The following is a 26,504-nucleotide window of genomic DNA, read 5'->3' on the forward strand; positions in this document are numbered from 1 at the left end:
CCCAGCAAGTGCTCCTCGTCCCGGATAGCCGCTTCCGACCGATCCGGGACGAGGACATTTCATCACGCGCGCTTGGCCTGATCGTCGTCGACTTCCTCGAACTCGGCGTCGACGACGCCTTCTTCCGAGGCCGTCTCCGAGGCGCCGCCTTCGGCGGCCGCGCCCTGCTGGGACTGGTACATGGCTTCGCCGAGCTTCATCGAGGCCTGAACCAGGGCCTGGGTCTTGGCCTTGATGGCGTCGGCGTCCTCGCCCTCGAGCGCGGACTTCAGGTCGGCCAGGGCGGTCTCGATCGCCGACTTGTCGGCGGCCGGGACCTTGTCGCCGTGCTCGGACAGCGCCTTGTCGGTCTGGTGGACCAGGGCGTCGGCGCTGTTGCGGGCCTCGACCAGCTCCTTGCGCTTCTTGTCCTCGCTGGCGTGGGCCTCGGCGTCCTTGACCATCTTCTCGATGTCGGCGTCCGACAGGCCGCCGTTGGCCTGGATGCGGATCGACTGCTCCTTCGAGGTCGCCTTGTCGCGCGCGGTGACGTGCACGATGCCGTTGGCGTCGATGTCGAAGGTCACCTCGACCTGCGGCACGCCGCGCGGGGCCGGCGGGATTCCGACCAGGTCGAACTGGCCGAGCAGCTTGTTGTCCTGGGCCATCGGGCGCTCGCCCTGGAACACCCGGATGGTCACGGCCGACTGGTTGTCGTCGGCGGTGGAGAACACCTGGCTGCGCTTGGTCGGGATGGTGGTGTTGCGCTCGATCAGCGGGGTGAACACGCCGCCCAGGGTCTCGATGCCCAGGGTCAGCGGGGTGACGTCCAGCAGCAGCACGTCCTTGACGTCGCCCTGCAGCACGCCGGCCTGCACTGCGGCGCCCAGCGCCACCACTTCGTCCGGGTTCACGCCCTTGTGCGGCTCGCGGCCGAAGAAGGCCTGCACGGCTTCCTGGACCTTGGGCATGCGGGTCATGCCGCCGACCAGGATGACCTCGTCGATGTCGCTCTTCTTGTAGCCGGCGTCCTTCAGGGCCTGCTCGCACGGACCGATGGTCTTGGCGATCAGGTCCTCGACCAGGCTCTCCAGCTTGGCGCGGGTCAGCTTCAGGGTCAGGTGCAGCGGACCCGACGCGTTCATGCTGATGAAGGGCAGGTTGACGTCGTACTGGGCGGTCGACGACAGCTCCTTCTTGGCCTTTTCGGCCTCTTCCTTCAGGCGCTGCAGGGCCAGCTTGTCCTTGCGCAGGTCGACGCCCTGTTCCTTTTTGAACTCTTCGGCCAGGTAGTCGACGATGCGCAGGTCGAAGTCCTCGCCGCCGAGGAAGGTGTCGCCGTTGGTGGCCTTCACCTCGAACACGCCGTCGCCGATCTCCAGCACGGAGACGTCGAAGGTGCCGCCGCCCAGGTCGTAGACGGCGATCTTCTTGCCTTCGTTCTTCTCAAGCCCGTAGGCGAGCGCCGCGGCGGTCGGCTCGTTGATGATGCGCAGGACTTCCAGGCCGGCGATCTTGCCGGCGTCCTTGGTGGCCTGGCGCTGGGCGTCGTTGAAGTAGGCCGGGACGGTGATGACCGCCTTTTCGACCTTCTCGCCGAGGTGGGCCTCGGCGGCCTCCTTCATCTTCTGCAGGATGAAGGCGGAGACCTGTTGGGGCGAGTAGTCCTTGCCGTGCGCGCGCACCCAGGCGTCGCCGGTCGGGCCCTTGACGATCTCGTAGGGCACCATGCCCTTGTCCTTCTCGACCATCGGGTCGTTCCACGAGCGGCCGATCAGGCGCTTGATGGCGAAGAAGGTGTTGGACGGGTTGGTGACCGCCTGGCGCTTGGCCGGCTGGCCGACCAGACGCTCGCCGTCGTCCATGATGGCGACGACGGACGGAGTGGTGCGCGAGCCTTCGGCGTTCTCGATAACCTTCGGCGTTTTGCCGTCCATGATGGCGACGCACGAGTTCGTGGTGCCGAGGTCGATGCCGATGATCTTGCTCATGGGTCCTGTCTGACGCTCCGTTAGGCGGACGGTTCGGCGGCCTCGCGGTAAGCGCCGCGCACGCCCGTCCCCGTGTTTCTCACGTTGAAACCAAATGGTTACGGCTTAGCTCACAGCCCCGTGAGCTTTCGCCTTCGCCGGTCGATATGGGGATAAGCGGGGGGTGCGCAAGAGGAACATCCCCACCGCGAGCAGGGACGATCGGCGCGACTCCCGGTCGCAACACGGGCGGACCGTCGCCGCCGCACGTCGTTCGCCCTTGGGCGCTGGACGCGAGGGCGGCTTTGGCCGACATGGTCTTCGGATGATCGGCCTTCCGAATCTGCCGGGATTTCAACTCCATCGCGGGGCGCTGGACCGCGACGCCCAGGCCGCGCTGCTGGCCGAAGTCATGGTCCGGGTCGAGGCCGCGCCGTTCTTCCGGCCGGTGACGCGGAGCGGAAAACCGTTCTCGGTGGAGATGACGAATTTCGGGCCGCTGGGATGGGTGTCGGACCGCGGCGGCTACCGCTACCAGCCGCTGCACCCTGAATCGGCGCGACCGTGGCCGGACATGCCGGCTGTCCTGCTCGAGCTCTGGCGCCGGTACGGCGGGAGCGAAACTGCCCCGGACGCCTGCCTGGTCAATCTCTACCGGGAGGGCGCGAAGATGGGCCTGCACCAGGACCGCGACGAAGCAGACTTCGGCCAGCCGGTGGTGTCGGTCTCGCTGGGCGACACGGCGGTGTTCCGGATCGGCCCGGCCACGGGCGGCGCCACCGCCACCGTGCGCCTGGGATCCGGCGACGTCTGCGTGCTGGGCGGCGAGGCGCGGCTGGCCCGGCACGGCGTCGACCGGGTGCTGGGCGGCTCCTCGACCCTGGTCCCGGGCGGGGGGCGGCTGAACCTGACCCTGCGACGCGCGCTGGCGTAACGCCGTCGTGCGGGCTGGACGCGCGGGCCAGCTTAGCCATTATGCCCTTCGACGAGGGGGAAGTAGCGCCATGGTTCACCTGCCGCGCCCGGAGGGGGCGACCGATGCCGATTTCAAGCCGACGCGCCGCGCTCTGGCGGGCCTCATGATGTTCGCCGGCTATGCGCTGGGCGGTGGGCCGGCCCGGGCCGAGACTGTCCACACCGATGAGGCGGGCCTGTTCACCCGCGAGGCGACCATCCCCTCGAACGGCTTCGACCTGCCGGCCTATGTCGCCATGCCCGCCGACGCCAAGAAACGGCCGGTGGTGATCGTGGTCTCCGAAATCTTCGGCGTGCACGAGTACATCCGCGACACCGCGCGGCGGCTGGCCAAGGCCGGCTACGTGGCGATCGCCCCGGCCTTCTTCGCGCGCGCCGGCGATCCGGCCCCGCTGACCGATCAGGACGAGATCCGCAAGATCGTGGCCACCGCCACCAACGCCCAGGTCATGGGCGACATCAAGGCGACCATCGCCTGGCTGGGGACCAACCCGGACATCGGCCAGCCGCGCAAGGGCTTCGGCAAGGCGAAGTTCGCCGACACCAAGCGCATCGGCGTGACCGGCTTCTGCTGGGGCGGGGCGGTCGTCTGGATGGCCGCCGCCCAGATCCCCCAGATCAAGGCCGGGGTCGCCTGGTACGGCCGGCTGGCCAAGCCCAAGGCCGGCGCCTTCCTGGGCGACGAGAACCGCGCCTGGCCCCTGGACGTGGTCCAGGAGCTGCACGCGCCGGTGCTGGGCCTCTACGCCGGCCAGGACCAGGGCATTCCGCTCAGCGACGTCGACGCCATGCGCGCGGCCCTGAAGGCGGCCGGCGAGAAGCGCGACGAGATCGTCGTCTACCCGGACGCCAAGCATGGTTTCCACGCCGACTACCGCCAGAGCTACGACCAGGCCGCCGCCGAGGACGGCTGGAAGCGCCTGCTGGCCTGGTTCGGCAAGTACCTGTGATCCGGCGGACCCGGTCGCGCGCGCGGCCGGGTTCGTCGCAAGCGTGAGCCGGCGGCCCCGTCCGGGGCGCTTAGGTGTGCACGGGGGAGGACAGACCCATGAGCATGCATCGTCGTGAAGTGTTGGCCGGAGGACTCGCCGGCGGACTGGCCGCCTGGGCGGGCGGAGCGGCTGCCCAAACCGCGTCCCAAGCCACGCCCCAGGCCGCACCCCAGAACGCCGTCGGCGGGCCGATGGTGGCGGCGACCGGGCGCTTCCAGGCGCGGCCGCTGGCGCACCCGCCCCTGCCGCCGCTGGGCCCGGGCTTCCACAAGCTCGGCCTCGCCGAGCGCGACGCGCACCTGTTCGTGCCGCCCGGGCTGGATCCGACCAAGCCGGCCCCGTTGATCATCATGCTGCACGGCAAGAGCCAGCTCGCCAACGAGGTGATGGGCGAGTGGAAGCGTGCCGTCAGCCGCCGCAAGGTGCTGCTGATGGCCCCGCAGTCGCGCGACTTCACCTGGGCGTTCGACCAGGGTCCGATCGGCCCGGACGCGGTGTTCATCGACCGGGCGATGGACGCGATTTTCCAGCGCTTCGTGGTCGACCCGAAGCACATCGGCGTGGCCGGCTTCTCGGACGGGGCGTCCTACGCACTGTCGACGGGCCTGGTGAACGGCGACTTCTTCAGCGACATCTTCGCCTTTTCCGCCATCCGCTATTACGCGCCGGGCTCGTTCGGCAATCCGCGGGTCTTCTTCACGCATGGCACGCGGGACCCGGGTGCGAACTTCGCCAACGCCAAGTCGATGGCCGCGCAACTGAAGGCCGACGGCTGCGACGTCGCCTTCTACGAGTTCAACGGCGGCCACATGTTCGACGAGGAATGCGTCAAGCGGAGCATGGCGCGCTTCCTGTCCTGACGTCAGGCCTGTGGATTTGAGCGCTTGAACCCCGGCGCGCGCGGCGGGTGGCGCTGGCGGTCGGCCTGATCGAACCGATCGGGCAGACCGCCGCCTTCGCCATCCATGAACGTGCCTGGGCCAAGCCAGAGGCCCGCCGCGCGGCTCAGGCCCCGAAGTTTCAGGCCCCGAAGTTTCAGGCCTTGGTGTCGATCGAGCCGCCGGCGGCCGCGTCGGCCCCGGCGTATGGCGCGCCGGCCGGCTTGCCGCCGGACTTGGCGGCGACCACCACCATGGCCGGGCGCACGATGCGGCCGAACAGTTCGTAGCCGGGCTGCAGCACCTGGATGACGGCGCCCGCCGGGACCTCGTCGGAGGCCTGCTCCATCATGGCCTGGTGCATGTGCGGGTCGAACTTGTCGCCCTTACCCGGATCCACACGCTTCAGACCGTTACGCTCGAAGGCGCCCAGCAGCTCCTTCTCGGTCATGTCGACGCCCAGCACCAGATTGTTCACCACCGGGTCGGCGTGGTCGCGCGGGGCGTGCTGCAGGGCCCGGCCGAGGTTGTCGGACACGCCCAGCAGGTCCTTGGCGAAACGGGTGATGGCGTAGGCGCGCGCGTCGTTCATCTCGCGCTCGGAGCGGCGCCGGATGTTCTCGGTCTCGGCCGCGGAGCGCATGGCGTGGTCCTTCCACTCCGCCACCTCGGCCTCGAGCCGCGCGATCACCTCCTCGGCCGCCTCCAGCAGGGTCTCGGTCTCGGGGTTCGCGTCTGCGGGATCGTCGCGCTTGATGATTTCAGTCATGTCGCTCTTGAAAACTCAGCCGTCCAACATGCGGCCCAGGACACGTGCGGTGTAGTCCACCAACGGAATAACCCGGGCGTAGTTCAGGCGAGCAGGTCCGATCACGCCGATCGCGCCCACCACCTTCTGTCGGCCCGTCATATAGGGCGCCGCGATCACAGCGGAACCCGAAAGCGAAAACAGCCGTGTTTCCGCCCCGATAAAGATGCGCACGCCCTGGGCTTCGCGCACGTCGTCGAGCAGGCCGATCAGCTGGCCCTTCTGCTCGAGGTCGTCGAACAGCATGCGGACCTTTTCCAGATCCTCCAGCGCGGCGCGGTCGTCCAGCAGGTTGGCGCGGCCGCGCACGATCAGGGCGCGGCTCGCTTCCTCGCCGCCCGACCAGGCGGCCAGGCCGTCCTCGACCAGGCGCGCGGCGGTCTCGTCCAACTGGCGGCGGGCGGTTTCCAGCTCGGTGCGCATCTCGGCCTTGGCCTCGGCCAGGGTGCGGCCGCGCAGCTTGGCGTTCAGGAAGTTGGAGGCCTCCTGCAGGGTCGCCGGGGTGATGCCCGGCGCCAGCCGCATCAGCCGGTTCTCGATCACGCCGTCCTCGAACACCACGACCGCCAGAGCCTGGTCGGGGGCCAGCGGCACGAACTCGACGTGCTTCACGCCGGCGTCGCGGATCGGCGTGACCACCACGCCCGCGCCGCCGGCCAGGCCGGACAGCATGGCGGTGGCCTCGTCCAGGGCCTCCTGGAAGTTGCGGCCGCGCCCGGCCAGGCGGGCCTCGATCTCGCGCCGCTCGTCTTCGCCCAGGTCGCCGATCTCCAGCAGGCCGTCGACGAACAGCCGCAGACCGGCGTGGGTCGGCATGCGCCCGGCGCTGGAGTGCGGGGCCGACAGCAGGCCCATCTGGGCCAGGTCCTGCATGGTGTTGCGGATCGAGGCCGGGGACAGCTGCACCCCGCCCTTGGAGACGGTGCGCGAGCCGACCGGCTCCCCGGTTTCCAGATAGGTCTCCACCACCCGCCGGAAGATGTCGCGCGCGCGGTCGTCCAGTTCGGCCAGTGAGGCCGAGCGGGGCGGGACGCCGGACGGGGGGAAGATCGGGGACATGATGCTTCGGACGTGGCGAGCGCTGAGATTTCAGGATAAGCGGCGGGGCCTCGCGCGCAAGCCGCGCCCTCAGTTTCTGGAGCCTGCAGCATGCGCCCGTCCGGCCGCGCCCCCGACGTCCTTCGCCCCGTGACCCTGGAAACGGGCGTCAACCGCTACGCCGAGGGCTCCTGCCTGGTGTCGTTCGGGCACACGCGGGTGCTGGTCACCGCCTCGGTCGACGAGGGCGTGCCCTCCTGGCTGCGCGGCAAGGGCCAGGGATGGGTCACGGCCGAGTACGGCATGCTGCCGCGCGCCACCCACACCCGCGGCCGCCGCGAGGCCGCCCAGGGCAAGCAGTCCGGCCGCACCCAGGAGATCCAGCGCCTGATCGGCCGCTCCATGCGCGCGGTCGTGGACCTCCGCGCGCTGGGCGACCGCCAGGTCACCCTGGACTGCGACGTCATCCAGGCCGACGGCGGCACCCGCACGGCGGCCATCACCGGCGCCTGGGTGGCGTTGGCCCAGGCCTGCCGCTGGCTGCGCGAGGAGGGCGTGCTGGCCCGCGACCCGATCGTCGACCAGGTCGCGGCGGTGTCGTGCGGGGTCTACGAGAACGTGCCGGTGCTGGACCTCGACTACGAGGAGGATTCCTCGGCCGAGGCGGATTCCAACTTCGTGCTCACCGGCAAGGGCGACATCGTCGAGATTCAGGCCACCGGCGAGAAGCGCGGCTTCTCGCGCGGCGAGTTCGACGCCCTGTTCGGTCTCGCCGGCCTGGGCTGCGAGCAGCTGTTCGCCATGCAGCGGGCCGCGGTCGGCGCGTGAGGGCTTTTTCTCCTCCCCTGTGAGCGAAGCGAACGGGGGAGGGGGACCGCCCGAAGGGGCGAGCGGCTGCGCGGCGCAGATCGTCGTGATCTCCAAACCTGAAATCGCGGGGGATGCGGTTCGCCCCACCACCATGCTTCGCATGGTCTCCCTCCCGCGCTGCGCAGGGGAAGAGAGGCCGCTACTCCGCCTCGCCCTCGTCGGCGTCGGGCGGACCGGGTTCGAACACCAGGATGTCGCCGGGCTGGCAGTTCAGCTCGCGGCACAGGGCGTCCAGCGTCGAGAAGCGCATGGCCCGGGCCTTGCCGGTCTTCAGGATCGACAGGTTGGCCAGGGTGACCCCGACCCGGTCGGCCAGCTCGGTCAGCGACATGCGCCGGTCGAGCAGCACGCGATCCAATTGTACGCGGATGGGCATGGGCGGGTCAGATCGTCAGTTCGGCTTCGCGGCGCAGTCGTGCGCCTTCGCGGAAAACTTCCGCTAGCACGAAGACGACGAGAACCGAAAACCATGCGGTGAGATCGATGCCGCGCCCCTCCTGGGTGGAGGCGCCCAGCAGCCACGCCAAGGCCACCGGAGAGAGCATGTTGGCGATTTCCAGCGCGGCCAGGCCCGCGCCGATCAGCCGCAGCCGCGAGAAGTTGTCGGGGTGGAACGGGTCGCCGGCGGTCAGGGTGGCGAACACCCGGCGCAGCTGGCGGACCACGAACAGCAGGATGGCGGTGTAACCGGCCGCGCCGGCGAAGATCGGGGCGATCTTCAGCGGGGTCAGCTCGACGCCGGCGCCTTCGCCCAGGTCGGCGGTCCACTCACCGGGCAGCGGCACGATCAGCGAGGCGATGGTGATCAGCAGGAGGCCGCCGATGGCGATCCACAGCACCACGTGGACCACGTCGAGCGCGACTTTCAACAGGCTCGACACCGAGCCGGGACCCATGGCCCGCATCCGATACGCCCCCCTGACCGCGTCGGCTACGGCGACCGACACGCCCCTCAAATAGCAGAGCCTTCCCGGTTCGAATGCGCTATTCGAAACGGGAAGGCTCTGTGGGCTCCGCCCCCCTGGGAGCCCCTTCAGCCGTCCGCGGCCCGGCCGTGCCGCGGCTCGGCGACAATGCGCCGAATTCCTTCAGGATCAAAACGCTTGCGCCACGATCGAGAAGAAGGCGACCGGCAGGGCGGCCAGCATGGCGGCGATGACGACGGTGCTGCCGAAGCGGTCCATCAGGGTGGTGGTCGGAAGAGCGGTCATGGTCGTGTCTCCGTTGGAAGTCCTGAGCGTGCGAGGCTCGTTGTGCGCTGCAACATTAACTGGGTGTCATTTTTCGCACCTGCAGAACGGTGCAGCTCCGTTCTTGCTGATTATCAATACGGCCATGCCGACTATCGATCAATCAGAATTATCGAAAAACGATATTAAACTTTTGCAATGCATTAAACCGACGTAAGGTGAACCCCATGACCCTGATCCTTCCCCGCGGCGCGCGCCTGGTCGCCGCCACCCACAATCCCGGCAAGGCGAAGGAAATCGCCGCCCTGCTGGATGGCCGCTTCGACGTGGTGGCGGCCGGCGCCCTGGGCCTGCCGGAGCCCGACGAGACCGAGACCACCTTCGTCGGCAATGCGGTTCTGAAGGCGCGCAAGGCGGCCGACGCCTCGGGCCTGCCGGCGCTGGCCGACGACTCCGGCCTGTCGGTGCGGGCGCTGGACGGCGCGCCGGGCATCTTCTCGGCGCGCTGGGCCGGGCCGGCCAAGGACTTCGGCCTGGCCATGCGCAAGGTCGAGGAGCGGCTGGACGAGCAGCACGCCCAGGACCGGTTCGCCTGGTTCACCTGCGCGCTGGCGGTGGCCTGGCCGGACGGTCCGGTGGTGGCGGTCGAGGGCCGGGTCGAGGGGGCGCTGGTCTTCCCGGGCCGCGGCGAAAAGGGCTTCGGCTACGACCCGATCTTCCGCCCGGAGGGCTACGACACCACCTTCGGGGAGATGGAGCCGGCGGCCAAGGACGCGATCAGCCATCGCGCCCTCGCCTTCGAAAAGCTCAAGGCCGCCCTGTTCGCCGACTGACCCGACCGCAGACGTGTCCCCGCTCGCCCTCTACGTCCACTGGCCCTACTGCGCCCGCATCTGCCCGTACTGCGACTTCAACGTGGTGCGCGCGCGCGGGCGGGAGGCGGAGGCGCAGGCCCTGGCCGACGCTCTCGTTCAGGACCTGCGGACCCAGGCCGCTCGCCTGGGCCCGCGGCGCCTCGGCTCGGTGTTCTTCGGCGGCGGCACGCCCTCTCTGATGGACCCTGCCTGGGCGGCGCGGATCGTGGACGAGGCCAGGGGCCTGTTCGAGACTGGGCCGGACCTGGAGATCACGCTGGAGGCCAACCCCACCGACGCCGAGGCCGAGCGCTTCCGTGGCTTCGCCGAAGCCGGCGTGCAGCGCCTGTCGCTGGGCCTGCAGTCGCTGGACGACGAGGCCCTGAAGTTCCTGGGGCGCAACCACGACGCGGCCGAGGCGCGCCGGGCGGCGCTGGCCGCGCGCGAGGCTTTCCCGAGGCTGTCGATCGACATGATCTACGCCCGCCCCGGCCAGGGCGCGGCCGACTGGACGCGCGAACTGGAGGCGGCGCTGGACCTCGGTCCCGAGCACGTCTCGCCCTACCAGCTGACCATCGAGGCCGGCACCGCCTTCGACCGGGCCGTGGCGCGCGGCCGCTTCGCCCCGCCGGTGGAGGACGCCGCCGCCGAGCTGTTCGAAACGGCGCAGAGCGTGCTGGAGGGCGCGGGCTTCGAGGCCTACGAAGTGTCCAATCACGCGCGCGGCCCGGCGGCTCGATCGGCCCACAACCTGGCGATCTGGCGGGGCGCCGAATACCTGGGCGTCGGCCCCGGCGCGCACGGGCGCGTGGTGTTGGACGGCGCGCGCACCGCCACCCGCGGCGCGCCGGCGATCGGCGACTTCCTTAAGCGCGTCGAGGCAAACGGCGCGGGCCTGGACACCGCCGACGCGCTTTCGCCGGCGGAGGCCGCCGAGGAGCGCGTGATGCTGGGCCTGCGCATCGACGAGGGCGTGGCTTGGAGCGACCTCTCGGCCCTGCCGTTGACGCCCGACAGCGAACCGGTGCGCGACCTGCAAGGCCACGGCCTGCTGGCCCCCGGCGGCGAGCGCCTGGCCGCCACCCGGGCCGGCCGTCTGGTGCTGGACGGCGTGCTGCGGGCGCTGTTGACGTAAAGATCCTCCCCCAGCGCTGACGCTCGAGGGAGATCTGCCCGCCCGCTACTGCGCCGACATGCCCCCGTCGACCTTCAGTTCGATGCCGGTGACGAACCGGCTCTCGTCCGACGCCAGGTAAAGCACCGCATAGGCCACGTCGTCGGGATCGCCGACCCGGCCCAGCGGGATGCCGCGCGAGAGTTTCTGGTGCGCGACCCCCTCGTCGCCGCCGGCCATGGCGATGAACGGGTCCAGGATCGGGGTCTTGATGAAGGCCGGGTGCACCGAGTTGCAGCGCACGTCGATCCCCTGCTTGGCGCACTCCAGGGCGATGGTCTTGGACACCAGCCAGGCGCCCGCCTTGGCGGCGTTGTAGGCGCCCATGCCGGGCGCGGCCAGCAGGCCGGCGATGGAGGAGATCACCACGATGGCGCCCGGCTGGTTCTGGCGCAGGTGCTTCATGGCGTGCTTGGTGCCGAGGAACACCGAGTCGGTGTTGACCGCGATCACCTTGCGCCAGTTCTCCAGCTCACAGGTTTCGATCGGCGACAGGGTCCCGCCGACGCCGGCGTTGTGCACCAGCACCGACAGCCCGCCCATGTCCGCCGCCGCCCGGTCGACCACCTCGGCCCACTGGGCCTCGTCGGTGACGTCGTGGGTGTAGGCGAAGGCCGTGCCCGGCCGTTCGGCGTTGATCGAGGCGGCCAGCGCCTCGGCCCGCGTGCCGTCGATGTCGGTCAGGGCCAGCTTGGCGCCCTCGCGCGCCATCATGCGCGCCATCGCTTCGCCCAAGCCCCCGGCCGCGCCGGTGATCAGGGCCTTCTTGCCGTCGACACGTCCGGCCATGAGCTCAGGCCTCCAGGCCGGCGGCGGCTTCGTCCATGAAGCGGGCCATCTTCAGGTCGAGCCCGGTGACGCCGTCGGCGTCGTGGGTGGTCAGCAGCACCTCGACCCGGTTGTAGACGTTCGACCACTCCGGGTGGTGGTCCATCTTGTCGGCCAGCAGGGCGACGCGGGTCATGAACCCGAAGGCCTGGTTGAAATCCTTGAAGGCGAAGCGCCGGAAGATCGCGTCGCGCGGCCCGTCCGCCTTGGTCCAGCCGGAAAGCTCGGCCAGCGCCGCGTCGGCGCCGATGCGGGGTCGGGACATGGAAACGCTCCTCGTCGATCAGGGCGCGCAAGCTAGGCGCTAGGCGCAGGCGCGGGCAAGGCGCCCTAGAGCCTTCCCGTTTCGAATGGGACCATTCGAAACGGATCAGAAGGCTCTAGATTCATGACTTCAGAGCGCGATGGCCGCCGAAACCGGTATCCACTTTCGGCTATCGCGCTCGGCCGTCAGCCTTCGACCGGTACGGGGGGGACGACCATCAGATCGGCGAGGGCCGCGGCCTGGGTGCGGATGTCCGGCACCGCGACGATCTCCCAGAAGGCCGCGCGGGTCAGCGGGCCTACGGCGTAGAGGCCAGGCGTCGGGCGGCCGGCGGCGTCCAGGGGGCGGCCGTTCAGGTCGACGTCGAAGCCGGTCTTCAGCCGGTCGGACCGCACCAGGCCTGCGGCCAGCAGGGCGTCGACCAGCGGGTCGCGAGCGCGGGTCAGGTCGAAGGCCGGGCCGGTGCAGTTGACCATAAGGTCGACGCTGGAGCGGCGCAGGTCGTGCTCGCCGCGCGGGCGCCACTCGACCGTCAGGCGACATTCGCCGGCCGAGACCTTGGCCAGCCGCCCGGCCGCGACCTCTAGGCGTCCGGCCGCGAGCAGCTCCTCGACATGAGCGGCGACCTCCGGGGCCAGCCGGTGGCGGTGCACGTCCCACCAGGGGCGCAGGTGGCGCAGGAAGCGGCTGCGCTCGGTCTCGCTCAGCCTGGTCCACAGGGCCTGAACGTGCGGGCGCAACTCGTCCATCAGCTCGCCCCACGGCCGCTCGGCCGCGCGGCGGCGGAAGTCGCGCAGGGCGGCGGACAGGCGCGCCTGGGGCGGCGGGGGCGCGTGTACATGGATCTGGCGGGCGTCGTGCGAGTGGGGCAACAGGCCGTGACGAGACACGGCCAGCGCATGGCCGCGCCATCCCGACCGCTCCAGCTTCAGCAGCACGTCGACCATGGTCAGGCCGGCCCCGACCAGCAGCACGTCCGTGTCGGGCGCGAGGCCGTCCAGCGCGCCGGGCGCCCAGGGATCGGCGACATAGGCCGGGGTCGTGGAGTCGAGCCCTTCGACCTCCGGGGTCAGCGGCGCGAAGTTGCCCAGCGCGAGCGCCACCGCGTCGGCGGCCAGCGCCGTGCCGTCGGCCAGGGCGAGGGTCCAGCCGCCGGCGTCGCGGCTAAGGTTTACGACCTCGGCCTCGACGCGCGTCAGCCGGGCCGGCGCCTCGCGCTCGGCCTCGGCCAGCCAGTCGGCGACGTAACGGCCGTATTCGCGGCGCTGGATGAAGCGGTCGGGGTCGGCGTCGCGGCCGGTCTCGGCGAGCCAGCGGGTGAAGTGGTCGGGGTGGTCGCGCAGCGCGCTCATCCGCTCGGCGCGGACGTTCAGCACGTGGGCGTCGCAATCGGTGGAATAGGCCAGGCCCTGGCCGAACCGGCCGGAGCGCTCGATCAGCACCACTTCGCATTCGGGACGACGCTGCAGCAGCTGGACGGCGAGCGCCGTCCCGCTGAAGCCGCCGCCCACGATGGCGATGCGTGGCGCCATATCCGCCCCTCTCAAAGTGTGGGCCCGTTTCCGCCGCTTAAGCGCGGTCCAGGCCTCGCCCTTTCGCGTTTTCAGGGCTGGCCGAAAGACGTCGCCGGGCCTTGGACCGGCGGTAAATGGCGCACCCGACACGATTCGAACGTGTGACCTTTGCCTTCGGAGGGCAACGCTCTATCCAGCTGAGCTACGGGTGCGTCTTTCGGGAGCGGGACCTCTAACGGAAACCGCGCCGAAGCTCAATCCTTCGTCGGGTCGCCGGCGTTCGGGTCGCCGTAGGTCAGGGCCAGGAACACGTCCTCCAGGTCCGGGTCCTCGGTGGCCAGGTCCTTGATGTGCAGGCCCGAGGCGCGCACCGCCGACAGCACCTGCTCCACGCTGGACTGGCCGGTGCGGTAGGTGACCGAGAAGGCCCCGCCGGAGCGCAGCTTGGTCTCGAACCCCTGCAGGGACGGCGCGACGCCCAGCGGCTCGGCCGGGGTGATCACCACGTTGCGGGTGTCCATGCGCTGCAGCAACTGGCCGGTGGGCTCGCAGGCCACCACCTCGCCGCGGTTGATGATGGCGATGGTGTCGCAGAGCTCCTGCGCTTCCTCGAGGTAGTGGGTGGTCAGGACGATGGTGACGCCCTCGGCGTTCAGCTTGCGCACGTAGGTCCAGAGCTGGCGGCGCAGCTCGACGTCGACGCCCGCGGTCGGCTCGTCGAGGATCAGCACGGGGGGCTGGTGCACCAGGGCTTTGGCGACCATCAGGCGCCGCTTCATGCCGCCCGACAGCTGGCGCACGTAGGCGTTGGCCTTGTCCGACAAGCCCAGCGCCTCGAGCAGCTCGCCTGTGCGACGCTCGTTCTTCGGCACGCCGTAGAGGCCGGCCTGGACCTCCAGCGATTCCTTCGGGGTGAAGAACACGTCGGCGGCCAGCTCCTGCGGCACCACGCCCAGGGCCGCGCGGGCGTCGCGCGGGCGCTCGTCGATGTCGCGGCCCCAGATCTTCACCGAGCCCGAGGTCTTGCGGGTCAGACCGGCGAGAACGTTGATCAAGGTGGATTTGCCGGCGCCGTTGGGGCCCAGCAGGCCGAACATGGAGCCCCGGCGCACGACCAGGTCCACGCCCTTCAGGGCCTTCTTCTCCGGCGTGGTCTTGCCGGCCGGGTAGGTCTTCACCAGGCCGGAGATGTCCAGCGCGTGTTCGGGCAGGTCCATGGGGCGATCCAGCTCTAAGCGAACCGCCCTGACGGGGCTCGCCGAAATTGACGCGAAACGAAGCGGCGCATAGGTATGCCGCCCGATGCGCCGCGCCAAGACCGCGGCCGTGAGAGTGTCCCATGTCGCAAGATCCGACCCTGTCCGCTCCTCCCGAAGAGATCGTGGTGCGCGCCAAGCGCGTCGCCTGCGACGGCGGCGGCGGCCCGCTGGGCCATCCGCTGGTCTACATGGACATGGGCGAAGACGACTTCGTCGAGTGCGGCTACTGCGACCGCCGCTTCGTGCTGGCGCACGACGAAGGTCACGGCGACTACCACAGCCCCGCGCCGCGCGGCTCGGGCGACGGTCACTGAGCATGCGCTACCTTCACACCATGGTGCGCGTGCGCGACCTGGACGCGGCGCTGGATTTCTGGTGCGCCAAGCTCGGCCTGGTCGAGGTGAAGCGCGACGAGTACCCGCAAGGCCGGTTCACCCTGGTGTTCCTGGCCGCGCCTGAGGACGCCGGGGGCGCCCAGGTCGGCGGCCAGCGCGGCGCGCCGCTGGTCGAGCTGACCTACAACTGGGACACCGAGGAGTATGCGGGCGGCCGCAACTTCGGCCACCTGGCCTTCGAGGTCGACGACGTCTACGCCGCCTGCCAACGGCTGATGGACGGCGGCGTGGTGATCAACCGCCCGCCCCGCGACGGCAACATGGCCTTCGTCCGCTCGCCGGACGGCATCTCGGTGGAGCTGCTGCAGAAGGGGCCGCGCAAGGCGCCGGCCGAACCCTGGGCGTCGATGCCCAACGTCGGGGCCTGGTAAAAGCTCTTCACGACTTGTTTCAGGCCGATCACGCCCTACCTCGGTCAAGGTAGGGCGGCGCGTGCGTCGTCTCGTCCCCGAAACGGCGTTCGATCCTTTGACGCGGTCGGACGGAGCGGTGCATGTTCCGGACCATGGCTCAACCCAAGACCATTCTGGTCGTCGACGACGACACCGACCTGCGCGAAGCGCTCGCCGAGCAGCTGGAGCTGCACGAGGAATTCCGCGCCGCCCAGGCCCCGACCGCCGCCGAAGGCGTGCGCATGGGCAAGGAGCTGAAGGCGGACCTGATCCTGCTGGACGTGGACCTGCCCGACATGGACGGGCGCGAGGCCTGCCGGCTGCTGCGCAAGGCCGGCGTGCGCACGCCGATCATCATGCTGACCGGCGCCTCGACCGATTCGGACACCATCCTGGGGCTGGACGCCGGGGCCAACGACTACGTCACCAAGCCCTTCCGCTTCGCCGTGCTGCTGGCCCGCATCCGCGCCCACCTGCGCAGCCATGAGCAGTCCGAGGACGCGGTGTTCCGCATCGGGCCCTACGAGTTCCGCCCGGCCGCCAAGCTGCTGGTCGACGCCAAGCAGAAGAAGATCCGGCTGACGGAAAAAGAGACCAACATCCTCAAGTACCTCTACCGCTCGGGCGCCAAGCCCGTGTCGCGCGAGGAGCTGCTGACCGAGGTCTGGGGCTACAACGCCGGGGTCACCACCCACACGCTGGAGACCCACGTCTACCGCCTGCGTCAGAAGATCGAGCCGGAGCCGAGCTCGGCGCGCCTGCTGCTGACGGAAGCGGGCGGGTACCGGCTGCAGCCCTGACCTCCTTCTCCCCTTGAGGGAGAAGGAGGTATCTAAAGATACAAATCCGCCGTCACCGGCGCGTGGTCGCTGGGGCGCTCCCAGGCGCGGACGTCGTCGTGCACCCGGCAGGAGGCCACGCCCATGCGGAAGGCCGCGTCGCGCAGGCCGGGCGTCACCCACAGGTGGTCCAGCCGCAGGCCGCGGTTGGACTTGCGGAAATCGGCGGCGCGGTAGCTCCACCAGGAAAACAGCTTGTGCGGCTCCGGGATCGCCTCGCGGGCCAGGTCGATGAAGCCCAGCGAAGCCTGCAGCCCGCGCATGGCCTCGACCTCCACCGGCGTGTGGCTGACGATCCGCGACATCTGCTTGTGGCTCCAGACGTCGTTCTCGCCCGGCGCGATGTTCAGGTCGCCGGCGATGACCAGCGGCGCGTTCGGGTCGCGGCGGGACATCTCGGCGGTCAGGCGCTCATAGAAGTCCAGCTTGTGGTCGAACTTGGGGTTGACCGTGCGGTCGGGCACGTCGCCGCCGGCGGGGATGTAGAAGTTCTGGATCTCGATCCCGGCCACCACGGCCGAGACGGCGCGGGCGTGGCCCTCGCGGCAGACGTCCAGCGGGGGCGCGTCCTCGATCGGCAGGCGCGAGGCGATGGCCACCCCGTGCGAGCCTTTCTGGCCCTTCACCCGCAGGTGCGGCAGGCCGGCCTCGACGAAGGCGTTGGTGGGGAACTCCCCGTCGCGGCACTTGATTTCCTGCAGGCACAGGACGTCCGGCGCATGTTCGTCGACGAAGCGCGCGACCTGTTCGGCGCGCAGGCGGACGGAGTTGACGTTCCAGGTGGCGAGTCGGAGGCGCATGGCCCCCATGTGCCCCTTCCATGCGGCGCAAGAAAGGCCCGGCGGCTCGGGCTGCCCTGCGCATAAAAAAGACCCGGCTCGAGGGGAGCCGGGTCTGGGAAGGGATCGTCTCTCACGCCGCCGCCGGGAGGGGATGGGGTCCGGCACGGGAGAAACCGGCCGCCGCCGGTCTCTGTGGTCAAAATGCCACGTGGAGGAAAATTGTCAATTAATAATTCGCTTCACGCTTGCGTGTAGCGCATACGCCACAGCTGGCTCACGAGCGCCCGGCGTTGCGCGACGGGTCGCGCAGCACGAACAGGTCGTTGTTGAGGCCGGAGGTCGGCTCCAGCGTGGTCAGTTGCACGCGGGTGCGCTGGCCCTGCGCGTCGGCCACCGTCCATTCCTTCAGCCGCATGGTGGGGCCGTCGATGAAGGCCAGGGTGATGGAGCCGTCGCCGGGCCGCTTGGCGTCGCGGGCGGTGATCTGGAAGCCGTCGGCGGTCTTGACCACGCGGTCGACCTTCACGCCCTTGTCCAGGCGGATCTGCTTGGCCAGGAAGACCTGCAGCGGCGTGGCCGACAGGGGATAGCGGTCGAAGGTCTTCAGCCGCGGGTCGTGAATGTTGACGTTGAAGCCGTCCGACACGACCAGCAGGCCCTTGTCGTAGGCGAAGCGGACCTTGCCGGGACGCTTTAGCCAGAAGTCGCCTTCCGAGCGGGCCCCGCGGGCGTCGGTCTGGACGAACCGGCCCTTGGCGGCGTCCAGGCCCTGCAGATAGGCGGCGGCCTTGTCGACCAGGGCCTTGTCCTCGGCGCTTAGAGGCGCGGCTTGAGCGGCCTGGGCGCGCGCGGGGGCGGCCAGCGAGGCCGTCAGCGGTACGGCCGCGGCGCCGAGAGCGGCGATCGAGGCCAGAAGGGCGGTTCTCGTCTTCATGGTCTCCTCCTTGAACCGGATGCAGCGAAGCACGTCCAGTGGGCGGCGCTATGACGCCACCCCGGCCATTGTGCGGCGCTGGGATGAAGGCCTGTTCAGGAAAGGAGTTCCAAGCGTCGGCGCCCCGAACGGCCCATGGGGGTCGGACCCAGATGGGGGCTCGGGGCGGACTTCGCGAGGTCAGGCGGGCGGGCGGCGCTCCTCGGGCGGCCGCTTCTCGGGAGCCGGCGCGACTTCCTCGGGCGCTTCGGCGCCTTCCTTGGCGAAGGTGGCGCGCTCGCGCGGGGCCTTGCTGCGGTCCTCGGCCCTGGCCGGCTTGCCGGCGGGCGAGGGCTCCAGCACCACCTGCTGCCTGGCCAGGTCCCAGCGGACCCGCACCCGCTCGCCCTCCTTCACCTCGTCGCCCAGCATGGCCGAGGCCAGCTTGGTCTCGATCTCCGAGCGGATCAGCCGGCGCAGTTCGCGCGCGCCGAATTCCGGCCGGAAGCCGGCGGCGGCCAGGTGCTCGACCATGGTGTCGTCGAACTCCAGCTCCAGCCCTTGCCCGTGCGCCGTGCGCTTCAGGCGCTCCAGCTGCAGCGACACGATCGAGCGGATCTCTTCCTTGCCGAGCGCGTGGAAGACGATGATCTCGTCGATGCGGTTGAGGAATTCGGGCCGGAAATGGCCGCGCAGCACGTCCATCAGCTCGCGCTTCACCCGGGCGGGGTCGTCCTCCTGGGCGCCGCGGGCGCGCAGGTTGCGCTGGATGATGTCGGCGCCGAGGTTCGAGGTCGCGATGATGAGGGTGTTGGTGAAGTCCACCACCCGGCCCTTGCCGTCGGTCAGCCGTCCGTCGTCGAACACCTGCAGCAGCACGTTGTAGACGTCAGGGTGGGCCTTCTCGATCTCGTCCAGCAGGACGACGCTGTAGGGCCGCCGGCGCACCCGCTCGGTCAGTTGGCCGCCCTCCTCGTAGCCCACGTAGCCGGGCGGCGCGCCGATCAGGCGAGCGACGGCGTGGCGCTCCATGTACTCGGACATGTCCATTCGGATCATGGCGTCTTCGTCGCCGAACACCGACTCGGCCAGGGCCTTGGCCAGCTCGGTCTTGCCGACCCCGGTCGGGCCCAGGAACAGGAAGGTGGCGATCGGGCCGCGGCCTTCACGCAGGCCCGCCCGGGCCAGGCGCACGGCGTCGGAGACCGCCTTGACCGCCTCCGTCTGGCCGACCACGCGCTTCTGCAGCTGCTCCTCCATCCTAGTCAGCTTTTCGCGTTCCGCGGCGGTCAGCTCCGTGACCGGCACGCCGGTCAGCTTGGAGACCACCTGGGCGATGTGCTCGACCTTGACTTCAGTGGAGGCCGAGCCGCGCTCGCGCTTCCAGCGCTCCTGCGCCTGGTCCATCGCTTTGGTGCGTGTGTCGAGTTGGGTCTGCAGGTCCTTGGCCCGGTCGGCCTGCTTGCGCGACTGGGCGTAGTCCAGCTCGCGGCGGATCTGGCGGATCTCCGACTCCAGCTCCTGCACGTCGACCGGACGGGCGGTGGCCGAGATCTTCACCCGAGCGGCGGCTTGGTCGATCAGGTCGATGGCCTTGTCGGGCAAGAAGCGTCCGGTGAGATAGCGGTCCGACAGCTCGGCCGCGGCGATGATCGCTTCGTCGGTGACGGTGACCTTGTGGTGGGCCTCGAGCGTGTCGCGCAGGCCGCGCAGGATCATGATGGTCTGCGACACGGTCGGCTCGGGCACGAACACCGGCTGGAAGCGGCGCTCCAGCGCCGCGTCCTTCTCGATGTACTTTTGGTATTCGTTCAGCGTGGTGGCGCCGATCAGGTTCATCTCGCCACGCGCCAGCGCCGGCTTGAACACGTTGGCCGCGTCCAGCCCACCCTCGCCGCCGCCAGCGCCCGCTCCGACGATGGTGTGGATCTCGTCGATGAACAGGATCAGGTCGTCCTGGGCGTCGCGGACCTCCTCGATGATCTGCTGGATGCGCTCCTCGAACTCGCCGCGGTACTTGGAGCCGGCCACCAGCGAGTTGACCGACAGCTCGACCAGCCGCTTTTCGCGCAGCGACTCCGGCACCTCGCCGCCCACGATGCGCTGGGCCAGGCCCTCGACGATGGCGGTCTTGCCGACCCCGGGCTCGCCGATTAGCACCGGATTGTTCTTCTTGCGCCGGGCCAGCACTTCGATGGTGGTCTCGATCTCGTGGGCGCGGCCGATCACCGGGTCCAGCTTGCCCTCGCGGGCCATCTGCGTCAGGTCGCGGGACACCTTGTCGAGGTTGGGGGTGTTGGTCGGAGTTTCGACCTGGCCGGCCTCGGCCCCCTCGCCCACCACCTTGACCACCTGCTGGCGCAGGGCCTGGGGCGTCAGGCCGTAGCCTCGCAGCAGCTCGCCGGCGATGCCCTCCCCCTCCTCGGCCAGGCCGATCAGCAGGTGCTCGGGGCCGACGTAGGAATGGCGCAGCTCGCGCGAGGCCTGGAAGGCGCGGGCCAGCGCGCTCTTCACCCGCGGCGACACGCCGAGCTCGCCCTCCGCCTCGCCCGGCTTGCCGCGCGGGGAGGCGCTCTCCAGTTCCCGTCGCAGGTCGTCGATCGAGACCTTGAACTGCTCCAGCACCGTGCGGACCACATCGCTCTCGGTCAGCGCGGAGAGCAGGTGCTCGGTGTCCACCTCGCGCCGACCCATCTCCTGGGTGCGCCGGGCGGCGCCCTGAAGGATCTCCTGGGCGTGCTGGCTGAGGTTCTCGGCCGGACCGGAGCGGGCCGAGGCGCGCGCTGCGCGGGCGGGGGGTTCGGGATCGTCGCCGTCGAACTCGGGCCCCCGGTCGCCGAACGGCGAGCTGGCGCGGCCTCCCCAGAAGTCGTCGCCGAACATGTCGCCGAGCATGCCCCGGTGTCGCCCGAACAGCGATTCGAGCGGCGAGGCGGAACGCTGCTCCCGCGCCAGGCGCGAATAGTCGACTTCGCAGAGCTGGATGGTTTCCCGTTCGCCGTCGCTGACGACCGTCGCCTGGACCGTCGCCGGCCGGACGCCGCAGACCTGGCAGAGACGCGCCATGGCCACACCTTTCGTGAGTGGGTTCGGCCGAGAAACCTCCGTGTCGCGGGTCGGGGTCCGCGAGGCTGCAGATTCACCGGCCTTGGCCGAAGGGACGCCGCCTCCGCGGGGGTCGGGTCGTTGCGCATGGGGTCAGCCGCGCTGGAACCCCAGTTTCGTCGGGATCGTTTCGGGTTCCTATTGCGACAAGGCGAAACGGGCCAGTTCGGCGCTTCCTCGCTGGCCAGCGACCGCGTGGCCCGGCACGCCGGGCCGCGCGAGGGAAACAACCAAATGGCTGACATCCTCGGCCCGGGCGCGAAAGCGCCCGACTTCACCCTGAACGTGACGCCGGATCAGAGACTGTCGCTCAGCGAGTTCCTGGGGCGGCGCGTGATCCTGGCCTTCTATCCCGCCGACTGGAGCCCGGTCTGCGGCGACCAGATGGCGCTCTACAATCAGCTCTTGCCGGAGTTCCGACGGCTCGGGGCCGAGCTTGTAGGCGTGTCGGTGGACGGCGTCTGGTGCCATCAGGCCTTCGCCCAGCATCGCAACTTCCACTTCGCCCTGATGTCGGACTTCGAGCCGAAGGGCGAGGTGGCGAGCGCCTACGGCTGCTATCGGCAGCAGGAAGGCGTGGCCGGGCGGGCCCTGTTCGTCATCGACGAGAAGGGGGTGATCGTCTGGAGCTACCTGTCGCCCCTCGCCGTCAATCCGGGCGCCGACGGCATCCTCGACGCCCTCGAACGTATGTCTGGACCGGAGAAGGCTGATGTCGACTCTGCGAGTGCCCGTAACGTCGCTTGACCACGTCCAGGGCCCGGAGGACGCCCCGGTCACCCTGGTCGAGTACGGCGACTACCAATGCCCCTACTGCGGGTTGGCCTATCCCGTGGTGAAGGCCATCCTGGCGCAGCTGCAAGGCCGGATCCGCTTCGCCTTCCGTCACTTCCCGCTGACCGAGGCCCACCCGCTGGCGGAGACCGCCGCCGAGGTCGCCGAATTCGCCGGCGAGCACGGCAAGTTCTGGCCGATGCACGACCTGATCTACGAGAACCAGCATCGGCTGAGCTTGCCGGGCCTGTTCGCCCTCGCCGGGGCGCTGGGCCTGCCGCAGGTCGAGATGCGCGACGCGCTCGGCGCGCACCGCTACGCCGGCAAGGTGCAGGCCGACTTCATGAGCGGCGTGCGCAGCGGCGTGAACGGCACGCCTAGCTTCTTCATCAACGGCGTGCGCCACGACGGCGGCTACGGCTATCCCGAGCTGATGGCCGGCATCGAACAGGCCATGATGGCCGAGGCCTAGGTACGGGCGCGACAAGCGGCACTGTGCTGAGGCGCGAGGAGTCTCCAAGCCTCGCCTTTGCGAGTGGCGCTCCTCCGGCTCACGCCGCCGGCGGCGGGCCGGCCAGGACGTCGCGCTTGCCGGCGTGGTTGGCGGGGCTGACCACGCCTTCCTGCTCCATGCGCTCGATCAGCGAGGCGGCGCGGTTGTAGCCGATCTGCAGGCGGCGCTGGACGTAAGAGGTCGAGGCCTTGCGGTCGCGGGTGACCACGGCCACGGCGCGGTCGTACAGGTCGTCGCCCGAGCCGCCCTCGCCGCCGAAGTCGTCGGCCCCGCCGCCGCCGTCCTCGTCGCCGCCGGCGGTGACGTCTTCCAGATACTGCGGCGCGCCCTGGTCGCGCAGGAAGGTGGCCACCGCGTCGACCTCGCCGTCGGAGACGAACGGGCCGTGCAGGCGGGTCACGCGGCCGCCGCCGGCCATGTAGAGCATGTCGCCCTGGCCCAGCAGCTGCTCGGCGCCCTGCTCCTGCAGGATGGTGCGGCTGTCGATCTTGGAGGTGACCTGGAAGCTGATCCGGGTCGGGAAGTTGGCTTTGATGGTGCCGGTGATGACGTCCACCGACGGGCGCTGGGTGGCCATGATCAGGTGGATGCCGGCGGCACGCGCCATCTGGGCCAGGCGCTGCACCGCGCCTTCGATGTCCTTGCCGGCGACCATCATCAGGTCGGCCACTTCGTCGACGACCACGACCAGGTAGGGCATGGCCTCGGGGCGGATCTTCTCGCTCTCGAAGATCGGGCGGCCCGCGTCGTCGAAGCCGGTCTGCACGGTGCGCTCGAAGTGCTCGCCCTTGGCCGCCGCCTCGCGGGCGCGCTCGTTGTAGGAGGCGATGTTGCGCACGCCGATCTTGGACATCCGCCGATAGCGGTCCTCCATCTCGCGCACGGTCCACTTCAGGGCCACGACAGCCTTCTTCGGGTCGGTCACGACCGGGGCCAGAAGGTGCGGGATGCCGTCGTAGACCGACAATTCCAGCATCTTCGGGTCGATCATGATGAAGCGGCACTGCTCAGGCGGCAGGCGGTAGAGGATCGACAGGATCATGGCGTTGACGCCGACCGACTTGCCCGAGCCGGTGGTGCCGGCGATCAGCAGGTGGGGCATCTTGGCGAGGTCCGCGATGTAGGGCTCGCCGCCGATGGTCTCGCCCAGCGCCATGGGCAGGATGTGGCCGGACTTCTCGTACTCGGCCGAGGCCAGCAGGGCGCGCAGGTAGACGGTGTCGCGCTTCTGGTTGGGCAGCTCGATGCCGATGGCGTTGCGGCCCTGCACGACCGACACGCGGCAGGCGCGCGCGCTCATCGAACGCGCGATGTCGTCGGCCAGGGCCACGACCCGGGCGCTCTTCACGCCGGCGGCCGGGACCAGTTCGTAAAGGGTGACCACCGGACCCGGGCGGATCTGGTCGATCTGGCCGCGCACGCCGAACTCGGCCAGCACGCTCTCCAGCAGGCGTGCGTTCTGGCGCAGCGCCGCCTCGTCGTGGGCGGCCTGGCGGGCCTTGGGCTGGGACAGCATGTTCAGTTCGGGCAGGTGGAAGCCTTCCTGCTGCACGAACTCGAAGGCGCCCTGGTTCTCGCGGATCTCGCGGTCGGAGCTCTTGGGCAGCTTGACCTCGGCCACCTTCGGCCCGGCCGGCACGGTGTCGGCGAAGTCGTCCTCGTCGTCCGCCTCGTCGATGTCCAGCGGCGCGTCGAACACGGGCGCGAGCTGCGGGCGGGCGGGCGGCTTCGGTGCGGTCTTCGGGATCGGCGCCTTGGCCGCCGGGCGGGCGGCCGGCGCGGCCTTGGCGCGCACCGGGGCGGGCGCCGGGCGAACCTGGCGGGTGCGCAGGCGCTGGGCCAGGGCGGCGACGGCGTTGGCGGCGTTCTTGAAGTCGGCGGGCGTGAGGCTCAGCGCATAGGCGAAGCCCGCGCCGGCGAGGACGAGCAGCAGGATCGCGCCGATCGCGCCCGCGCCCGGCAGCTTCAGGAAGCTGAAGCCCGCGGCGATCAGGTCCAGCAGGCCCGAACCCCAGAAGCCGCCCAGGCCCTTGGCCAGCGGCCACTGCGACGGCGGCGTCGGGCCCGACAGGGCGCCGGCCAGGGCCACCACGGCGGCGAAGGCGACCAGCGCCTTGATGCGCATGCGCATGCGCCGGGCGTCCGGATTGGGGTCGGCGGCCCGGGCCAGGCCGAACAGCACCATGAAGATGGCGGCGATCCAGGCGGCCAGGCCCAGCGACTGCAGGAACAGGTCGGCGACGTTGGCGCCGAAGCCGCCCAGCACGTTCCGGGCCGCGACGCCGGAAGCGGTGTTCCAGCTGGGATCGGCCGCGTCGTAGGTGGCGAAGCTGAGCAGCGCCGCGACGCCAAAAGCCGAGGTCAGGCCGCCGCGGAAGCGCGCGGCCAGCGGCGCGCGCCAGACCCCGCCCGCGGTGTCGATGATCCTCGCGCCGACCATGGCCGCCACGCCCGTCATGCCGCCGTCTCCGAAGTGAAGCTGAACCGCCCCGTTTTGCCCCGAGAAGGTTAAGGCGCGTTTACGAGCGGGCTCCGCCACTGGACGCCGACGCTTGAAGAAGCGCATATCGCGGCCATGACCCAGTACGACGCCGACGTGGTGATCGCGGGCGCGGGCATGGCCGGCGCGACCTTCGCGCTCGCCGCCGCCCACGCGGGCCTGAAGCCGATCCTGGTCGACCCGCTGCCGTTCGAAAGTCAGCTGGCCGAGACCTTCGACGGCCGGGCCTCGGCCATCGCCTATTCCTCCTTCCGCCAGTGGCGGGTGCTGGGCGTGGCCGAGCGGCTCAGCGCCCACGCCGAGCGGATGGACCACATCCTGGTCACCGACGGGCATACGCCGGGCGCCGCGCGCGGGCCGGTCGGGGCCTCGTTCCTGCGTTTCGACGCCGAGGAGATCGCCGACCGGGCCGAGGGCGAGCCGCTGGGCTACATGATCGAGAACCGGCGCATCCGCGCAGGCCTCGCCGAAACGGTGCGTGCGGCCGGCATCGAGGTTTTGGCCCCGGCCGCGGTGGTCGGGGTCGAGGTTGATCAACGTTGCGCCACGGTGCGGCTGAAGGACGGCCGGACCCTGACCGCGCCGCTGGTCGTGGGCGCCGAGGGCCGGGTCTCGCCGGTGCGCGAGGCCGCCGGCATCAACTGCATCGGCTGGGAGTACCGCCAGGGCGGGGTGGTCGCCACCGTGCGCATGGACCGCCCGCACGGCGGCGTGGCGCACGAATATTTCCTGCCCAGCGGCCCGTTCGCCATCCTGCCGCTCACCGAGAACCGCGCCAGCTTGGTGTGGACCGAGCCGAAGGCCCGGGCCGAGGCCCTGCGCCACGCCTCGCCGGAGGCCTTCGACGCGCACCTGCGCCGCCGGTTCGGCGATTTCCTGGGCGGGGTGAAGGTCGAGGGGCCGCGCTTCGTCTATCCGCTGACCCTGTCGCTGGCCGAGCGCATGACCGCGCCGCGCATCGCGCTCCTGGGCGACTCCGCCCACGGGGTGCACCCGATCGCCGGCCAGGGGCTGAACCTGGGCCTGAAGGACGCCGCCGCCTTGGCCGAGGTGCTGGTCGACGCGCTGCGTATCGGCGAGGACCTGGGCTCCGAGGCTGTGCTGGAGCGCTACGCCCGCTGGCGTCGGTTCGACAACGTCATGCTGGCGGCCGCCACCGACGTGTTCAACCGCATGTTCTCCAACGACTTCCCGCTGGTCCGCGCCGCCCGCGGGGTCGGCATGGCGGTGGTCAACCGCATCGGCCCGGCCCGGCGGTTCTTCATGACCGAAGCCGGCGGCGCTGTCGGCGACCTGCCGAAGCTGCTGCGGGGACAGGGGCTGTAATCTTCTCCTCCCCCGTTCCGCTGCGCTTCACGGGACAGTAGAGGGGCTTACCGACAGCCGCCGTCAGGCTGCATGGCGCGGATGCGGGCGGCGTGCTCGGCGACGATGGCCGCGGTCCCGGCCGCTCCGGCCGCCTCCAGCTGGGCGATGGCGGCGTCGGTGGCCTTGGTCATGTCGGTCTTGTATTCGGCCGACAGCTTCAGATCGAGCGCGTCGACCCCGCACGTCCGCTTCGGGTCCTGGTCCGCGTAGTCGACGATCTCCCCGGGCAGGCGCGGCGACGTCTCCGCGGCGGGCCCCGGCAGGCGTCCGCCGCCGCTCGCGCCTCCGCCAGCCGCGCCGCCTCCGCCTGCACCGCCTCCGGCCGACC

At 70.3% G+C, this 26,504-nt stretch carries 26 protein-coding genes, 1 tRNA gene and 1 pseudogene; 13 read left to right on the forward strand and 15 right to left on the reverse strand.

The window, feature by feature from the left end; all coding sequences use genetic code 11:
* Positions 1–62: 62 nt before the first annotated feature.
* A complete protein-coding gene (dnaK, locus tag H8B08_RS13860; protein ID WP_187450787.1) occupies positions 63–1,970 on the reverse strand; it encodes a molecular chaperone DnaK in 1,908 nt (635 codons plus the stop codon).
* A 304-nt stretch (positions 1,971–2,274) separates the two neighbouring features.
* On the opposite strand from dnaK, the gene H8B08_RS13865 reads away from it, so the two are divergent.
* The 4 genes and pseudogenes from H8B08_RS13865 to H8B08_RS13880 form a co-directional block, all read left to right on the forward strand.
* Positions 2,275–2,883, forward strand: a complete 609-nt coding sequence (locus H8B08_RS13865; protein WP_187450788.1) for an alpha-ketoglutarate-dependent dioxygenase AlkB — start codon at positions 2,275–2,277, stop codon at positions 2,881–2,883.
* A 70-nt stretch (positions 2,884–2,953) separates the two neighbouring features.
* Entirely contained in the window at positions 2,954–3,874 is a 921-nt protein-coding gene (locus tag H8B08_RS13870; RefSeq protein ID WP_187450789.1) for a dienelactone hydrolase family protein, read from the forward strand.
* 98 nt (positions 3,875–3,972) lie between these two features.
* Positions 3,973–4,776 carry an alpha/beta hydrolase gene (locus H8B08_RS13875; protein ID WP_187450790.1) on the forward strand — a complete coding sequence of 268 codons (804 nt, stop codon included), beginning with the start codon at positions 3,973–3,975 and terminating at the stop codon, positions 4,774–4,776.
* A 47-nt stretch (positions 4,777–4,823) separates the two neighbouring features.
* Positions 4,824–4,886 (forward strand): annotated as a pseudogene (locus H8B08_RS13880) (hypothetical protein); the annotation flags it as partial.
* A gap of 65 nt (positions 4,887–4,951) precedes the next feature.
* Here H8B08_RS13880 and grpE read toward each other — a convergent pair.
* A complete protein-coding gene (grpE, locus tag H8B08_RS13885) occupies positions 4,952–5,563 on the reverse strand; it encodes a nucleotide exchange factor GrpE (protein WP_187450791.1) in 612 nt (203 codons plus the stop codon).
* A gap of 15 nt (positions 5,564–5,578) precedes the next feature.
* Positions 5,579–6,661 (reverse strand): heat-inducible transcriptional repressor HrcA, encoded by a 1,083-nt coding sequence (hrcA, locus tag H8B08_RS13890; protein ID WP_187450792.1) that lies wholly within the window; start codon positions 6,659–6,661, stop codon positions 5,579–5,581.
* A gap of 90 nt (positions 6,662–6,751) precedes the next feature.
* On the opposite strand from hrcA, the gene rph reads away from it, so the two are divergent.
* Complete coding sequence (rph, locus tag H8B08_RS13895) at positions 6,752–7,468, forward strand: ribonuclease PH (RefSeq protein WP_187450793.1); 717 nt, start codon at positions 6,752–6,754, stop codon at positions 7,466–7,468.
* A 181-nt stretch (positions 7,469–7,649) separates the two neighbouring features.
* Here rph and H8B08_RS13900 read toward each other — a convergent pair whose 3' ends face one another.
* Together H8B08_RS13900 and H8B08_RS13905 are read right to left on the reverse strand one after the other, a co-directional pair.
* Positions 7,650–7,886 carry a helix-turn-helix transcriptional regulator gene (locus H8B08_RS13900; RefSeq protein ID WP_163260727.1) on the reverse strand — a complete coding sequence of 79 codons (237 nt, stop codon included), beginning with the start codon at positions 7,884–7,886 and terminating at the stop codon, positions 7,650–7,652.
* Positions 7,887–7,893: 7 nt separating this feature from the next.
* Complete coding sequence (locus tag H8B08_RS13905) at positions 7,894–8,415, reverse strand: DUF2975 domain-containing protein (protein WP_187450794.1); 522 nt, start codon at positions 8,413–8,415, stop codon at positions 7,894–7,896.
* Positions 8,416–8,927: 512 nt separating this feature from the next.
* Here H8B08_RS13905 and rdgB point away from each other — a divergent pair.
* Positions 8,928–9,533, forward strand: a complete 606-nt coding sequence (rdgB, locus tag H8B08_RS13910) for an RdgB/HAM1 family non-canonical purine NTP pyrophosphatase (protein WP_187450795.1) — start codon at positions 8,928–8,930, stop codon at positions 9,531–9,533.
* Positions 9,534–9,546: 13 nt separating this feature from the next.
* Positions 9,547–10,689: a radical SAM family heme chaperone HemW gene (hemW, locus tag H8B08_RS13915; RefSeq protein WP_370545484.1), complete on the forward strand. Its 1,143-nt coding sequence runs from the start codon at positions 9,547–9,549 to the stop codon at positions 10,687–10,689.
* Positions 10,690–10,734: 45 nt separating this feature from the next.
* On the opposite strand, the gene H8B08_RS13920 is transcribed toward hemW, so the two are convergent.
* From H8B08_RS13920 to H8B08_RS13940, 5 genes are all read right to left on the reverse strand, one after another.
* The gene (locus H8B08_RS13920; RefSeq protein WP_187450796.1) at positions 10,735–11,517 is read right to left on the reverse strand and encodes an SDR family oxidoreductase; all 783 of its coding nucleotides are present in this window, start codon (positions 11,515–11,517) and stop codon (positions 10,735–10,737) included.
* A 4-nt stretch (positions 11,518–11,521) separates the two neighbouring features.
* The gene (locus tag H8B08_RS13925; protein ID WP_187450797.1) at positions 11,522–11,821 is read right to left on the reverse strand and encodes a 4a-hydroxytetrahydrobiopterin dehydratase; all 300 of its coding nucleotides are present in this window, start codon (positions 11,819–11,821) and stop codon (positions 11,522–11,524) included.
* Positions 11,822–12,006: 185 nt separating this feature from the next.
* Positions 12,007–13,353 carry an FAD/NAD(P)-binding protein gene (locus H8B08_RS13930; protein ID WP_187450798.1) on the reverse strand — a complete coding sequence of 449 codons (1,347 nt, stop codon included), beginning with the start codon at positions 13,351–13,353 and terminating at the stop codon, positions 12,007–12,009.
* A 117-nt stretch (positions 13,354–13,470) separates the two neighbouring features.
* Positions 13,471–13,547, reverse strand: a tRNA-Arg gene (locus H8B08_RS13935).
* A 42-nt stretch (positions 13,548–13,589) separates the two neighbouring features.
* On the reverse strand, positions 13,590–14,552 hold the full coding sequence (locus H8B08_RS13940; RefSeq protein WP_187450799.1) for an ABC transporter ATP-binding protein: 963 nt from the start codon (positions 14,550–14,552) through the stop codon (positions 13,590–13,592).
* A gap of 122 nt (positions 14,553–14,674) precedes the next feature.
* Here H8B08_RS13940 and H8B08_RS13945 point away from each other — a divergent pair, with 122 nt between their 5' ends.
* The 3 genes from H8B08_RS13945 (at position 14,675) to H8B08_RS13955 (ending at position 16,181) form a co-directional block, all read left to right on the forward strand.
* Positions 14,675–14,908: a zinc-finger domain-containing protein gene (locus H8B08_RS13945; protein WP_163260735.1), complete on the forward strand. Its 234-nt coding sequence runs from the start codon at positions 14,675–14,677 to the stop codon at positions 14,906–14,908.
* Between the two features lie 2 nt (positions 14,909–14,910).
* Positions 14,911–15,360, forward strand: coding sequence for a VOC family protein (locus H8B08_RS13950; protein WP_187450800.1), 450 nt, complete (start codon positions 14,911–14,913; stop codon positions 15,358–15,360).
* Between the two features lie 134 nt (positions 15,361–15,494).
* Positions 15,495–16,181, forward strand: coding sequence for a response regulator transcription factor (locus H8B08_RS13955; RefSeq protein ID WP_187450814.1), 687 nt, complete (start codon positions 15,495–15,497; stop codon positions 16,179–16,181).
* A gap of 32 nt (positions 16,182–16,213) precedes the next feature.
* Here the strand turns inward: H8B08_RS13955 and xth are convergent, their stop codons facing one another.
* The 3 genes from xth to H8B08_RS13970 all read right to left on the reverse strand — a co-directional run bounded on the left by xth (position 16,214) and on the right by H8B08_RS13970 (position 20,981).
* The gene (gene xth, locus H8B08_RS13960) at positions 16,214–17,020 is read right to left on the reverse strand and encodes an exodeoxyribonuclease III (protein ID WP_187450801.1); all 807 of its coding nucleotides are present in this window, start codon (positions 17,018–17,020) and stop codon (positions 16,214–16,216) included.
* A 256-nt stretch (positions 17,021–17,276) separates the two neighbouring features.
* A complete protein-coding gene (locus tag H8B08_RS13965) occupies positions 17,277–17,936 on the reverse strand; it encodes an outer-membrane lipoprotein carrier protein LolA (protein WP_187450802.1) in 660 nt (219 codons plus the stop codon).
* 180 nt (positions 17,937–18,116) lie between these two features.
* Positions 18,117–20,981 carry an ATP-dependent Clp protease ATP-binding subunit gene (locus H8B08_RS13970; protein ID WP_187450803.1) on the reverse strand — a complete coding sequence of 955 codons (2,865 nt, stop codon included), beginning with the start codon at positions 20,979–20,981 and terminating at the stop codon, positions 18,117–18,119.
* A 273-nt stretch (positions 20,982–21,254) separates the two neighbouring features.
* Between H8B08_RS13970 and H8B08_RS13975 the strand changes: the two genes are divergently transcribed.
* Both H8B08_RS13975 and H8B08_RS13980 read left to right on the forward strand, forming a co-directional pair.
* Positions 21,255–21,767, forward strand: a complete 513-nt coding sequence (locus tag H8B08_RS13975; RefSeq protein WP_187450804.1) for a redoxin domain-containing protein — start codon at positions 21,255–21,257, stop codon at positions 21,765–21,767.
* Positions 21,733–22,266, forward strand: a complete 534-nt coding sequence (locus H8B08_RS13980) for a DsbA family protein (protein WP_187450805.1) — start codon at positions 21,733–21,735, stop codon at positions 22,264–22,266. Before H8B08_RS13975 ends, H8B08_RS13980 begins: the two co-directional genes overlap by 35 nt.
* Before the next feature lie 79 nt (positions 22,267–22,345).
* Here H8B08_RS13980 and H8B08_RS13985 read toward each other — a convergent pair whose 3' ends face one another.
* The gene (locus H8B08_RS13985) at positions 22,346–24,766 is read right to left on the reverse strand and encodes a DNA translocase FtsK 4TM domain-containing protein (RefSeq protein ID WP_187450806.1); all 2,421 of its coding nucleotides are present in this window, start codon (positions 24,764–24,766) and stop codon (positions 22,346–22,348) included.
* A 117-nt stretch (positions 24,767–24,883) separates the two neighbouring features.
* On the opposite strand from H8B08_RS13985, the gene H8B08_RS13990 reads away from it, so the two are divergent.
* Positions 24,884–26,134 (forward strand): UbiH/UbiF/VisC/COQ6 family ubiquinone biosynthesis hydroxylase, encoded by a 1,251-nt coding sequence (locus H8B08_RS13990; RefSeq protein WP_187450807.1) that lies wholly within the window; start codon positions 24,884–24,886, stop codon positions 26,132–26,134.
* A gap of 47 nt (positions 26,135–26,181) precedes the next feature.
* Here the strand turns inward: H8B08_RS13990 and H8B08_RS13995 are convergent.
* A partial coding sequence (locus tag H8B08_RS13995) for a hypothetical protein (RefSeq protein WP_222934486.1) occupies positions 26,182–26,504 on the reverse strand: 323 nt, incomplete at its 5' end.

Source organism: Caulobacter sp. 17J80-11 (genome assembly GCF_014349105.1).
GTDB lineage: Bacteria > Pseudomonadota > Alphaproteobacteria > Caulobacterales > Caulobacteraceae > 17J80-11.

Coding starts and splice junctions, on each gene's coding strand:
- dnaK (WP_187450787.1), bottom strand. CDS start 1,970: ATGAGCAAGATCATCGGCATCGACCTCGGCACCACGAACTCGTGCGTC.
- H8B08_RS13865 (WP_187450788.1), top strand. CDS start 2,275: ATGATCGGCCTTCCGAATCTGCCGGGATTTCAACTCCATCGCGGGGCG.
- H8B08_RS13870 (WP_187450789.1), top strand. CDS start 2,954: ATGGTTCACCTGCCGCGCCCGGAGGGGGCGACCGATGCCGATTTCAAG.
- H8B08_RS13875 (WP_187450790.1), top strand. CDS start 3,973: ATGAGCATGCATCGTCGTGAAGTGTTGGCCGGAGGACTCGCCGGCGGA.
- grpE (WP_187450791.1), bottom strand. CDS start 5,563: ATGACTGAAATCATCAAGCGCGACGATCCCGCAGACGCGAACCCCGAG.
- hrcA (WP_187450792.1), bottom strand. CDS start 6,661: ATGTCCCCGATCTTCCCCCCGTCCGGCGTCCCGCCCCGCTCGGCCTCA.
- rph (WP_187450793.1), top strand. CDS start 6,752: ATGCGCCCGTCCGGCCGCGCCCCCGACGTCCTTCGCCCCGTGACCCTG.
- H8B08_RS13900 (WP_163260727.1), bottom strand. CDS start 7,886: ATGCCCATCCGCGTACAATTGGATCGCGTGCTGCTCGACCGGCGCATG.
- H8B08_RS13905 (WP_187450794.1), bottom strand. CDS start 8,415: ATGCGGGCCATGGGTCCCGGCTCGGTGTCGAGCCTGTTGAAAGTCGCG.
- rdgB (WP_187450795.1), top strand. CDS start 8,928: ATGACCCTGATCCTTCCCCGCGGCGCGCGCCTGGTCGCCGCCACCCAC.
- H8B08_RS13920 (WP_187450796.1), bottom strand. CDS start 11,517: ATGGCCGGACGTGTCGACGGCAAGAAGGCCCTGATCACCGGCGCGGCC.
- H8B08_RS13925 (WP_187450797.1), bottom strand. CDS start 11,821: ATGTCCCGACCCCGCATCGGCGCCGACGCGGCGCTGGCCGAGCTTTCC.
- H8B08_RS13930 (WP_187450798.1), bottom strand. CDS start 13,353: ATGGCGCCACGCATCGCCATCGTGGGCGGCGGCTTCAGCGGGACGGCG.
- H8B08_RS13940 (WP_187450799.1), bottom strand. CDS start 14,552: ATGGACCTGCCCGAACACGCGCTGGACATCTCCGGCCTGGTGAAGACC.
- H8B08_RS13945 (WP_163260735.1), top strand. CDS start 14,675: ATGTCGCAAGATCCGACCCTGTCCGCTCCTCCCGAAGAGATCGTGGTG.
- H8B08_RS13950 (WP_187450800.1), top strand. CDS start 14,911: ATGCGCTACCTTCACACCATGGTGCGCGTGCGCGACCTGGACGCGGCG.
- H8B08_RS13955 (WP_187450814.1), top strand. CDS start 15,495: ATGGCTCAACCCAAGACCATTCTGGTCGTCGACGACGACACCGACCTG.
- xth (WP_187450801.1), bottom strand. CDS start 17,020: ATGCGCCTCCGACTCGCCACCTGGAACGTCAACTCCGTCCGCCTGCGC.
- H8B08_RS13965 (WP_187450802.1), bottom strand. CDS start 17,936: ATGAAGACGAGAACCGCCCTTCTGGCCTCGATCGCCGCTCTCGGCGCC.
- H8B08_RS13970 (WP_187450803.1), bottom strand. CDS start 20,981: ATGGCGCGTCTCTGCCAGGTCTGCGGCGTCCGGCCGGCGACGGTCCAG.
- H8B08_RS13975 (WP_187450804.1), top strand. CDS start 21,255: ATGGCTGACATCCTCGGCCCGGGCGCGAAAGCGCCCGACTTCACCCTG.
- H8B08_RS13980 (WP_187450805.1), top strand. CDS start 21,733: ATGTCGACTCTGCGAGTGCCCGTAACGTCGCTTGACCACGTCCAGGGC.
- H8B08_RS13985 (WP_187450806.1), bottom strand. CDS start 24,766: ATGACGGGCGTGGCGGCCATGGTCGGCGCGAGGATCATCGACACCGCG.
- H8B08_RS13990 (WP_187450807.1), top strand. CDS start 24,884: ATGACCCAGTACGACGCCGACGTGGTGATCGCGGGCGCGGGCATGGCC.